This is a genomic window from Streptomyces sp. NPDC060194 (assembly GCF_042728285.1).
Classification (GTDB): Bacteria; Actinomycetota; Actinomycetes; order Streptomycetales; family Streptomycetaceae; genus Streptomyces.
In genome coordinates, this window is record NZ_JBHWZH010000182.1 from 1 (window position 1) to 10179 (window position 10179).

General features: G+C 74.6%; 9 protein-coding genes. 3 read left to right on the top strand and 6 right to left on the bottom strand.

Annotated elements, in window-relative coordinates; all coding sequences use genetic code 11:
- Nucleotides 1-47: 47 nt before the first annotated feature.
- The 4 genes from mshC to ACFWEG_RS26310 form a co-directional block, all read right to left on the bottom strand.
- Nucleotides 48-1277, bottom strand: a complete 1230-nt coding sequence (gene mshC, locus ACFWEG_RS26295; RefSeq protein WP_387219851.1) for a cysteine--1-D-myo-inosityl 2-amino-2-deoxy-alpha-D-glucopyranoside ligase — start codon at nt 1275-1277, stop codon at nt 48-50.
- Between the two features lie 122 nt (nt 1278-1399).
- Nucleotides 1400-2245 (bottom strand): SCO1664 family protein, encoded by an 846-nt coding sequence (locus ACFWEG_RS26300; protein ID WP_387219854.1) that lies wholly within the window; start codon nt 2243-2245, stop codon nt 1400-1402.
- The gene (locus ACFWEG_RS26305; RefSeq protein WP_387219856.1) at nt 2209-2799 is read right to left on the bottom strand and encodes a DUF3090 domain-containing protein; all 591 of its coding nucleotides are present in this window, start codon (nt 2797-2799) and stop codon (nt 2209-2211) included. The genes ACFWEG_RS26300 and ACFWEG_RS26305 overlap by 37 nt, the downstream gene beginning before the upstream one ends.
- A gap of 73 nt (nt 2800-2872) precedes the next feature.
- Nucleotides 2873-3577: a histidine phosphatase family protein gene (locus ACFWEG_RS26310; RefSeq protein ID WP_387219858.1), complete on the bottom strand. Its 705-nt coding sequence runs from the start codon at nt 3575-3577 to the stop codon at nt 2873-2875.
- 52 nt (nt 3578-3629) lie between these two features.
- On the opposite strand from ACFWEG_RS26310, the gene corA reads away from it, so the two are divergent.
- On the top strand, nt 3630-4613 hold the full coding sequence (gene corA, locus ACFWEG_RS26315) for a magnesium/cobalt transporter CorA (RefSeq protein WP_387219861.1): 984 nt from the start codon (nt 3630-3632) through the stop codon (nt 4611-4613).
- Nucleotides 4614-4670: 57 nt separating this feature from the next.
- Here the strand turns inward: corA and ACFWEG_RS26320 are convergent, their stop codons facing one another.
- Complete coding sequence (locus ACFWEG_RS26320; protein WP_387219864.1) at nt 4671-5465, bottom strand: ferritin-like domain-containing protein; 795 nt, start codon at nt 5463-5465, stop codon at nt 4671-4673.
- A gap of 197 nt (nt 5466-5662) precedes the next feature.
- Nucleotides 5663-6712 carry an LLM class F420-dependent oxidoreductase gene (locus ACFWEG_RS26325; RefSeq protein ID WP_387219867.1) on the bottom strand — a complete coding sequence of 350 codons (1050 nt, stop codon included), beginning with the start codon at nt 6710-6712 and terminating at the stop codon, nt 5663-5665.
- Nucleotides 6713-6841: 129 nt separating this feature from the next.
- Between ACFWEG_RS26325 and ACFWEG_RS26330 the strand changes: the two genes are divergently transcribed.
- Both ACFWEG_RS26330 and ACFWEG_RS26335 read left to right on the top strand, forming a co-directional pair.
- Nucleotides 6842-7825 carry an aldo/keto reductase gene (locus ACFWEG_RS26330; protein WP_387219869.1) on the top strand — a complete coding sequence of 328 codons (984 nt, stop codon included), beginning with the start codon at nt 6842-6844 and terminating at the stop codon, nt 7823-7825.
- A complete protein-coding gene (locus tag ACFWEG_RS26335; RefSeq protein ID WP_387219871.1) occupies nt 7822-10146 on the top strand; it encodes a helix-hairpin-helix domain-containing protein in 2325 nt (774 codons plus the stop codon). Before ACFWEG_RS26330 ends, ACFWEG_RS26335 begins: the two co-directional genes overlap by 4 nt.
- The last annotated feature ends 33 nt before the right edge of the window (nt 10147-10179 follow it).

The following is a 10179-nucleotide window of genomic DNA, read 5'->3' on the forward strand; positions in this document are numbered from 1 at the left end:
GTCCGGATCTCTCCGGGCGGCGCCCCGTCACGGGTCGGGTGGGGATGTCAGAGGGCGACGCCGAGCAGCGCGTCGACGGCGCGGGAGACGACGCCGGGGGCGCCCTCGTCCGTGCCGCCCTCGGTGCGCTGGCGCTCGGCCCAGCGGTCGACCGCGGCGAGCGCCTCGGGGGCGTTCAGGTCGTCGGCGAGGGCCGCGCGGATCTCCTCGACCAGGGCCTCGGCCGACGGGCCGTCGGGGCGGGAGACGGCGGCGCGCCAGCGGGCGAGCCGCCGGGTGGCGTCGGAGAGGACCTGGTCGGTCCACTCCCAGTCCGAGCGGTAGTGGTGCGCGAGGAGGGTGAGCCGTACGGCCGCCGGGTCGACGCCGTCGCGGCGCAGCTGCGAGACGAAGACCAGGTTGCCCTTGGACTTCGACATCTTCTCGCCGTCGAGGCCGACCATGCCGGCGTGGACGTAGGCCTTGGCGAAGGGGTGCTCGCCGGTGAGCGCCTGGGCGTGCGAGGCGCCCATCTCGTGGTGCGGGAAGACGAGGTCGGAGCCGCCGCCCTGCACGTCGAAGCCCATGCCGAGGTGGTCGAGGGCGATCGCGACGCACTCGATGTGCCAGCCGGGGCGGCCGGGGCCGAGCGAGCGGCCGTCCCAGCTCGGCTCGCCCTCGCGGGCGGCCGTCCAGAGCATCGGGTCGAGCGGGTTCTTCTTGCCGACCCGGTCGGGGTCGCCGCCGCGCTCGGCGGAGAGCAGCCGCATGGCCTCGGCGTCGAGGTTCGAGACCTCGCCGAAGTGCGGGTCGGCCTCGACGGAGAAGTAGACGTCGCCCTCCAGCTCGTAGGCCGCGCCCATGTCGCGCAGCCGCTCCACCAGGGGGACGATGCCGGGTATCGCCTCGACCGCGCCGATGTAGTGCTGCGGGGGGAGCATGCGCAGGGCCGTCATGTCCTCGCGGAACAGGGCGGTCTCGCGCTCGGCGAGCCCGACCCAGTCGATGCCGTCGCGGATCGCGCGCTCCAGGAGCGGGTCGTCCACGTCGGTCACGTTCTGCACGTAGTGGACCTGCCGCTTGGTGTCGAGCCACACGCGCTGGACGAGGTCGAACGCGTTGTAGGTCGCCGCGTGACCCATGTGGGTCGCGTCGTAGGGCGTGATGCCGCAGACGTAGATGCGGGCGACGGGGCCGGGGGCGAGAAGGACCTTCTCCCCGGTCGCGGTGTCGTGGATCTCGAGGTCGCGGCCCTTGCCGGGCAGGGCGGGAACCTCGGAAGCGGGCCAGGCATGCATGGCATGAGCGTAACCGGACGCGGTGTCCGGATACGAACCGGATCAAGGATCTTGGCCGAAGACGCGCTCTTGCGCTTCGCGCGACGCCGTGCACTGCCTCCCACCTGCGGCGCGAGGATCCGTCAGACCGGCGGCCAGGGGATCGGCGGCCACTGCCCCGAGGGCACCGGATGCCGGCCCGAGGCGCGCATCCCGGCCACCCGGGCGCGTACCGCGTCCAGCTCGGCCGCGGTGACGAGTTCCGCCAACCGGGTGGCGAGCGGGCGGCCGTCCCGCAGCGACGCCTCCAGGTCGGCGAGGACGGCGAGCGCCTCGGCGGTCAGCGGCTCGCCCGCCCAGCCCCACAGCAGGGTGCGCAGCTTGTCGTCGGCGTTGAAGGTGACGCCGTGGTCGATGCCGTAGAGCCGCCCGTCGCCGGCGGGCAGCAGGTGGCCGCCCTTGCGGTCGCCGTTGTTGATGACGGCGTCGAGCACGGCGAGCCGGCGCAGGCGCTCGTCGTCGGCGTGGACGAGCAGCGCGGTCCGCCCCTCGCCGACGTCGGCGAGGCCGATCGCCTTCCAGCCCTCCCCCGGCTCCTCACCGTCGACGAGGTCGAGCAGCGCGGCCCCGGCGTCGGCCTCGATCCACAGCTGGACCATGCCCTGCCCGTAGGGTCCTTCACGGAGCACGGTCGGCGGGACCAGGCCCCAGCCGGTGGCCTCGGAGACCTCGTAGGCGGCGACCTCGCGCTGGGCGAGGGTGCCGTCGGGGAAGTCCCACAGCGGCTGCTCGCCGGCGACCGGCTTGTAGACGCAGGCCGCGCTCACGCCCGCCAGGGCGACGTCGCACAGGAGCACGGCGTTGGAGGCGTCCCTGATCTGCCCGCGGACGGTGAGCTCGCCCCGGGCGAGCAGGTCGACGCCGGCGGGCGCGCCGGCCGGGGATTCGGCTCTCACGCTCCGCGCCGGTATCCGTTCTGTCGCGGACATACGTGTCCCTCCGGGTCGAGCGGCAGACTGCACAGCGGGCACGGCGGGCGGCCGGCGTTGACGACGTCGAGCGCCCGCTTGGCGAACGCCCGGGCCTGGGAGCCGGTGAGCCGGACGCGGAGCATCGGGGGGCCGTTCTCGTCGTCCTGGAGCAGCCGCTCCTCGGCCTCGGCGAGCTCCTCCTCGCCGTCGGCCTCCAGCTCGACCAGCGCCTGCGCCTCGACGATCATGCGCTGCTCGTCGCCGTCCCAGGCGAGCGCCATGGTGCCGACCCGGAACTCCTCCTCGACGGGGGCGTCGAGCGGGGCGGTGTCGCTGATCTCGGACGGCGGGACGGCGGGGACCGGGGCGGTGCCGCCGCTGCGCCGGACGACCTCGTCGAGGAGTTCGTCCATGCGCTCGGCGAGCGCGGCCACCTGGGACTTCTCCAGGGAGACGCTCGTCACCCGGGGGCCGGCCGTGGCCTGGAGGAAGAAGGTGCGGCGGCCCGGCAGCCCGACCGTGCCGGCCACGAAACGTTCCGGCGGGTCGTAGAGGAACACCTGACGGGACACGTCCTGCTCTCCCTTGATGTCGGCGATGCGGGCGGAGGGGCCTTCGGCCCGACCACCCTACTGCGCGGGGAGATCATCGCGCGCCCGCGCCGTCCTCCCCGCCCGCGCCGCCGCCGATCTGTCCCTCGCCCGAGCCGTCCGGCGTCGTCGGGGCCAGGGACGCGAGGCTTCCGGTGTCGCCGAGCCGCAGCAGGTAGGGGCGCAGCCGGGTGTAGCGGATCGCGGTCACCGAGCAGGGCTCCACGGAGACCCGCTGGAACAGGTCCAGGTGCATGCCGAGCGCGTCGGCGACGAGCGACTTGATGATGTCGCCGTGCGAGCACATCAGGTAGACGGCGTCCTCGCCGTGGTCGCGGGCGATCCGGTCGTTCCACTCGCGGACGGCGTCGACCGCGCGGGCCTGCATGGCCCGCATCGACTCCCCGCCGGGGAAGGCGGCGGCGGAGGGGTGCTGCTGGACGACCTCCATGAGCGGCTGCCCGGCCAGCTCGGCGAGCTTGCGGCCCGACCAGTCGCCGTAGTGGCACTCCCCGATCCGGTCGTCGGTGTGCAGCGGCAGCTCGGGACGGGCCTCGGTCAGCGGGGCGAGGGTTTCCCGGCAGCGTTGCAGGGGACTGGAGACAGCAGCGGCCAGTGGCAGCCCCTCCAGGCGGCCCGGCAGTGCCGCCGCCTGGGTCCCGCCCCGCTCGTCGAGGGCGACCCCGGGCGTCCACCCGGCGAGGAGCCCGGCGGTGTTGGCGGTGGAACGTCCGTGCCGTACGAGGATCAGGGTGGGCATGCCCGCCACCCTAAAGGGTGCGCCCCGAGACCAGTGAGGGAAGACTGCACGCGTGATCGTCGACAGCGCCATCTACAAGAACGGCCACCGGACGGAGGGCCCGGCCGACTTCTCGGACGCCCTGGACCAGGCCAGGTCCAGCGGCGACGCGTTCCTCTGGATCGGACTGCACGAGCCGACGGAGAAGGAGTTCGACCTCGTCACGGAGGAGTTCTCGCTGCACCCGCTGGCCGTGGAGGACGCCCTCAAGGCCCACCAGCGGCCGAAGCTGGAGGTCTACGACGACTCGCTGTTCATGGTGCTGAAGCCGATCCTCTACGAGCAGGAGAGCGACACGGTCAGCGCGGGCGAGCTGATGGTCTTCGTCGGCGACTCGTTCGTGGTGACCGTGCGGCACGGCGAGGGCGCCCCGCTCAAGGAGGTCCGCAGGCACCTGGAGGCCGACCCCGAGGTGCTCGTCCAGGGCCCGACCTCGGTCCTGTACGCCGTGTGCGACGCCGTGGTGGACCACTACGTCGACGTCGCCGGCGAGCTGCAGGTGGACCTGGAGGAACTGGAGGCCGAGGTGTTCGCCCCGCAGGGCAGCGGGAGCACCAACACCGCGTCCAAGATCTACACCTTCAAGCGGCAGGTCCTGGAGTTCCGCCGGGCCACCGGCCCGCTCGCCCAGCCGATGTCCCGGCTCGCGGGCGCGGGCGTGCCGTTCGTGAGCGAGCGGGCGCAGCCATTCTTCCGGGACGTCCAGGACCACCTGATCCGGGTGAACGAGCAGGTGGACGGCCTGGACCGGCTGCTGTCCGACATCCTGTCGGCGCATCTGGCGCAGATGGGCGTGCGGCAGAACGACGACATGCGGAAGATCTCGGCGTGGGCGGCGATGGCCGCGGTCCCGACGATGGTCGCGGGGATCTACGGCATGAACTTCGAGCACATGCCGGAGCTGACGTGGACGTTCAGCTATCCGGTGGTGATCGCGCTGATGGCGGGCGCGGTCGTCTGGCTGTACCGGACGTTCAAGAAGCGCGGCTGGCTGTAGGGCGGCTCCGGGAGCGCGGCCCGCTCCTGGAGCCCCCCCGGGACCCGGCGCTTCCCCTCAGACCGCCTCCGCGACCGTCGTCGCCGGCCCGCCGAGCGCGTCGCGCCGCTCGGGCTGCTCCAGGCGGACCATCCGCCACCGGCCCACGACCCGCTCGTAGGTGTACACCCCGTGGATGCCCGCGGCGAGCAGCGCGGCCTTGGCCCTCGACCAGCCGAGGATCCGCCCCATGCGGTCCATGACGGCGAGGCTGACGTCCCGGTAGACGCGGATCTCGTGCGCGACGCTGAGCTGGAGGGTGCTCTGGATGGCCCGGCCGTGGCCCTCGGCGGCCAGCCGCAGCAGCTCCTCGTTGCAGTAGGCGAGGTGGTTGTCCTCGTCCGCGGAGATCATGCGCACGGCGCGGCCGATCTCGGGGTCGTCGCCGAAGTACCTCATGAGCAGCCGCATCTGTTCCGAGGCGCGCTGTTCGGTGACCCGGCTGTGGGCCAGATAGGTGATGACGTCCTGCTCGGAGAGCGGCCGGTCGTCCCGGAGCCGGTCGTGGGCGAGGCCGATGCCCTGGCGCTCCAGGAGCATCGTGTAGTCGGTGTCGTCGGGGACCTCGACGGGTTCGAGGCCGCGCTTCTTGAGCAGCGCGTTGAAGATCCGCCCGTGCTTGTCCTCGTCGGCGCCGTGCCGCGTGATCTTGGGCGCGAGGTGGCGGAGCCCCTCGGGGACGAGGGCGGCGATGCGGGCGTTCTCCCAGCCGCCCTGGGCCTCGCCGCCCGCCGCGATCGAGCAGAACAGCCGGAACGACTCGTCGTCGTCGATGATCTCCTGGAACACACTCTTCGCCGAGAGCTTCTTCACTGCTGCCTCCGTACGCCGGTCGTGTCGGACTCGCCCCGTCGGAACGAGTCAAATGCCACACGGCGGGTGAGGCAACACCTCCGGTGCGTAACCACCGGGCGTCCGGCGCGTTGGTAGGGAGACGGCCGTGGCGGGGAAGACCCCCGAGCCCCCACCACGGCCGCAGAACTTCTCCGGGTCCCCTCGGGCCCTCTCCCCTAGGCCAGTCCGGCCCGCTCCAGCGCCTCCGTACCGGCCCGCAGCGCAGTCACCCGCTCCTCCAGGGTGAAGCCCGCCGGGGACAGCGTGAGCGTGGTGACGCCGGCCGCCGCGTAGGCCTGCATCCGGTCCGCGATCCGGTCGACGGATCCGAGCAGCGAGGTCTGGTCGATGAGCTGGTGGGGCACGGCGGCCGCGGCGCCGTTCTTGTCGCCGGCCAGGTACTTCTCCTGGATCTCGGCGGCCGCCTTCTCGTAGCCCATGCGCTGGGCGAGCTGGTTGTAGAAGTTCTGCCTGGCGCTGCCCATGCCGCCGATGTAGAGGGCGGTGTAGGGGCGGAAGAAGTCGGCGAGCCCGGTCACGTCGTCGCCGACGGCGATCGGCAGGGTGGGGCAGACGTCGAAGCCGTCCATGGTGAGGCCGGCCTTCTCGCGGCCCGCGCGGATCGGGGCGATCGCGGTCTCCGCCAGGTGCTCGGCCGAGGGGAAGATCAGCAGCGCGCCGTCGGCGATCTCGCCGGTCTGCTCCAGGTTCTTCGGGCCGATGGCGGCGATGTAGACCGGGATGTGCTCGCGCTCGGGGTGCACGGTGAGCTTCAGCGGCTTGCCCGGGCCGCCGGGCAGCGGCAGCGTCCAGTGGTCGCCGTCGTAGGTGAGCCGCTCGCGGGACATGGCCTTGCGGACGATCTCGACGTACTCGCGGGTGCGGGCGAGCGGCTTGTCGAACTTCACGCCGTACCAGCCCTCGGAGACCTGCGGGCCCGAGACGCCGAGGCCGAGGCGGAAGCGGCCGCCGGACAGCGAGTCGAGGGTCGCGGCCGTCATGGCGGTCATCGCCGGCTGGCGGGCGGGGATCTGGAGGATGGCGGAGCCGACGTCGATCCGCTCGGTCTGCGCGGCGACCCAGGACAGGATGGTGGGCGCGTCGGAGCCGTAGGCCTCGGCGGCCCAGCAGACGTCGTAGCCGAGCCGGTCGGCCTCCTTGGCGACGGCGAGGTTGTCGCCGTCCATTCCCATGCCCCAGTAGCCGAGGTTGATGCCGAGCCGCATGGCCGTCCCCTTACCGATCAGTAACGTCCCTGTCAGGGGGACCCTAACGCGCCCCGGGACGTTCCGACAGGGGCGGGTCCGGGGCGGACCCGCCCCTGTGCGAGGCCGTGGCCAGTACTCTCCCGTCCCATGGAGCAGAGGCATCTCGGCCGTACCGGCCTGCGCGTGTCCCGGATCGGGCTCGGCACGCTGACCTGGGGGCGCGGCACGGACGAGCACGACGCGGCCGAGTTGCTGAAGACCTTCTGGGAGGCCGGCGGCACCCTCGTCGACACCGCCGACGTCTACGGGGACGGCGACGCGGAGTACCTGCTGGGCCGGCTCATGGAGGGGCTCGTCGCGCGCGAGGACCTCGTCATCGCGACCAAGGCGGGCAGCGTCCCCGATCCCGACCGCCGCGTCGACGCCTCGCGCGGCCATCTGCTCGGCGCGCTCGACGCCTCGCTGAAGCGGCTGGGCACCGACCACGTCGACCTGTGGCAGGTGCACGCCTGGGACTTCGACACCCCGCTGGAGGAGACCCTCCAGGCCCTCGACCTGGCCGTCAGCAGCGGCCGGGCGCGGTACGCGGGCGTCGCGGGGTACTGCGGCTGGCAGCTGGCGAAGGCCGCCGCCTGGCAGCTCGCCGCGCCGGGGGCGCGCACCCGGCTGGCGAGCACGCAGATGGAGTACTCGCTGCTCCAGCGGGGCGTCGAGCGCGAGGTGCTGCCCGCCGCGCTGGACCTGGGCGTCGGGCTGCTGCCGTCCTCGCCGCTCGGGCGCGGCGTGCTGACCGGCAAGTACCGCGGCGGCACCCCGTCCGACTCGCGGGGCGGCTCCGACCACCTGGCGCCGTTCGTCGCGCCCTACCTGGACGACACCGCCGGGCGGATCGTCGACGCGGTGGCGACGGCCGCCGACGGGCTCGCGGCGACCCCGCTGCAGGTCGCCCTGGCCTGGATCCGGGACCGGCCGGGCGTGGCGGCGCCGGTGATCGGTCCGCGCAACACCTCGCAGCTCCTGGCGGCGTTGTCAGTGGAGACCCTTACGCTTCCGGACGAGATCTGCCAAGCGCTCGACGACGTGTCGGCGCCCCTGCATCGCTATCCGGATCAGGACTGGAGCACGCTGTGAACACGGATTCCGCCGCCGAGGACAACGGGCCGACGGTCGCCGACGGGACCGCCCCCGGGGGCGCGGCGCGCGCCGGGGACGGACCGGAGCCGGTCGCGGAGCCCGTCGTGGAGCCCGCGGGGGCGGAGGCGGGCGAGCCGGACGGCGACACGGCCGACGGCGACGCGGCTGACGGCGAGACGGGGGACGGCGACGGGGGCGGGAACCCCGGCAGCCCGGACGCCCAGGCGGCCCCCGAAGCCGGGACCGCCTCCGAGCAGGCCACTCCCGAGCAGACCGAGGCCGCCGCCGAGCTGGCCGCGCAGCGCGAGCTGCGGGAGCGGATCGCCCGGCGGAAGGCCGAGCGGGAGGGCCCGGTCGACGCCGGCGCCAAGCTCAGCGGCAAGGCCGCCGACCTGCTGGCCGCCGTGCGCGCGGTGGAGAGCGGCGAGAAGCCGTCCCCGCAGTTCTTCGACTCGCCCGCCCCGGCCCCCGAACCCCGCCGCCCCGCGCGGCCCGAGGCCCCCGCCCGCCCGCGCGTGCCGCGACCCGAGCACCGCCCGGAACCGCCGGCCGCCGAGCGGATCGACGCCGTACGCGCCGTGCTCACCGCCGGCGGGGCGCCGGAGGCGCTGGCCCCGCAGGTCGCGGAGGTGCTCGGCGAGCACGCCGAGGACGCGCTGCGCGCGGACCCCTGGCGGCTGCTCGCCGTGCCCGGCGTTCGGCCCGAGCAGGCCGACGGGTTCGCGCGCGCGCTGCTCGGGGACGCGGTCGGGCCGGGCGACGAGCGGCGCGGGCGGGCCCTGACCGGTTGGCTCCTGGAGCGGGCCGCCCTGGAGGGGCACACCGTGCTGGAGGCGTCACGCCTGACCGCGGCCCTCGCCCGGCAGGGCGTCCCCGACGCGGAGGACGCGTTGCGGAGCGCGATCGAGGAGGGCGAGGTCCTCGTCTTCCAGGAGGGCGGACTGCCGGACGAGGCGGCGTCCGGGGACGACGCCGAGGCGGGCGGGACGGGGGACGCGGATGACACCGATGCCGCGGCTGACGCCCCCCGGGTGCCGCTCCTGATCGGCCTCGAACGCTACGCCCTCGCCGAGGAGAGCCTCGCCGACGCCCTCGGCCGGCTGCTCAACGCCCCCGCCAGGGACGACGGTCCGGCCCCCGACGCCGACGCCTGGGCCGCCGGGGCGAGGGGCTCCGCGACCGAGCTGATCCGCGCGGCCGCCGGGCACGGGCTCGTCCTGCACTCCGGCGGCGAGGCCGCGACGGCCGAACCGGCGGCACTGGCGGCCGCCGCCCTGAAGCACGGCCTGCGGGTGTCGGTGGCCGCGCACACGGCCGACGGCCGCCGCCGCGCGGCCGCGCTCCTCGACGGCCCGCCGGAGACCGCCGTCACCGTCGCCGGGCTGCTCGACGGTTCCGAGGGCCCCGGCCGGGACGCCGAGGGCGCCTTCGCCCTCGACCTCCTCGTGGTCCTCGACGCGCCCGCCCTCGACGTGGAGACGGCGGCGCTGCTCGCCGAGTCGCTCCCCGACGGCGCCCGGCTCGTCCTCAGCGGCGACCCGGCCGTGCTGTGGTCGGCGGGCGCGGGGCGGGTCTTCGCCGACCTGGCCGCCGCCCGCGTCTGCCCGCTGGTCGTCTCCCGGACGCCCGACCCGGGGCCGATCGGCGAGCTGCTGTCCGGCATCGGGATCGGCGAGCTCGAACAGGTCGAGGCCCCCGGCAAGGAGGTGGTGATCGTGCCCGCCCGCGACCCGGGCGAGGCCGTGCACCGCACCGTGCAGCTGGTTGCGGACTCCGTGCCGCGCGCGATCGGCGTGCCCGCCGAGCAGACGCAGGTGGTCACCCCGGGCCACGGCGGGGCGGCCGGCACGCGGGCGCTGAACGCCGCGCTCAAGGAGCGGCTCAACCCCGGCCCGGGACGGTTCGGCGGCTTCGACCCCGGCGACCGGGTCGTGTACTCCCCCGCCACGGGCCGGGCGTTCCCCGGCACGGTCGTCGGCGCGGACCCGGCGGGGCTGCGGCTGGACTGCGGGGGCGATCCGGTCCTGGTGCCGCGCGAGGCGGTCGAGCGGCAGGTGCGGCACGGCTGGGCGATGACGGCCCACCAGGCGGTCGGGCGGCGCTGGCCCGCCGCGGTCGTCGTCCTGCCGGGCGACACGGCGCCGGCGCTGACCCGGTCGTGGGTGTACACGGCGTTCGGCCGCGGGGAGCGGCACCTGTCGGTGGTGCACGGGGTAGACCAGGCGCTGCCCCGGGCGGTGGCGGGACCGCACGGCAAGGAGCGCACGACCCGGCTGACCGGTCTGGTGGCCGCGCAGGTGCCGGTCGCGACCGGCTGAGCGGCACGACCCGGCCACCGGAAGGTCTCCGGT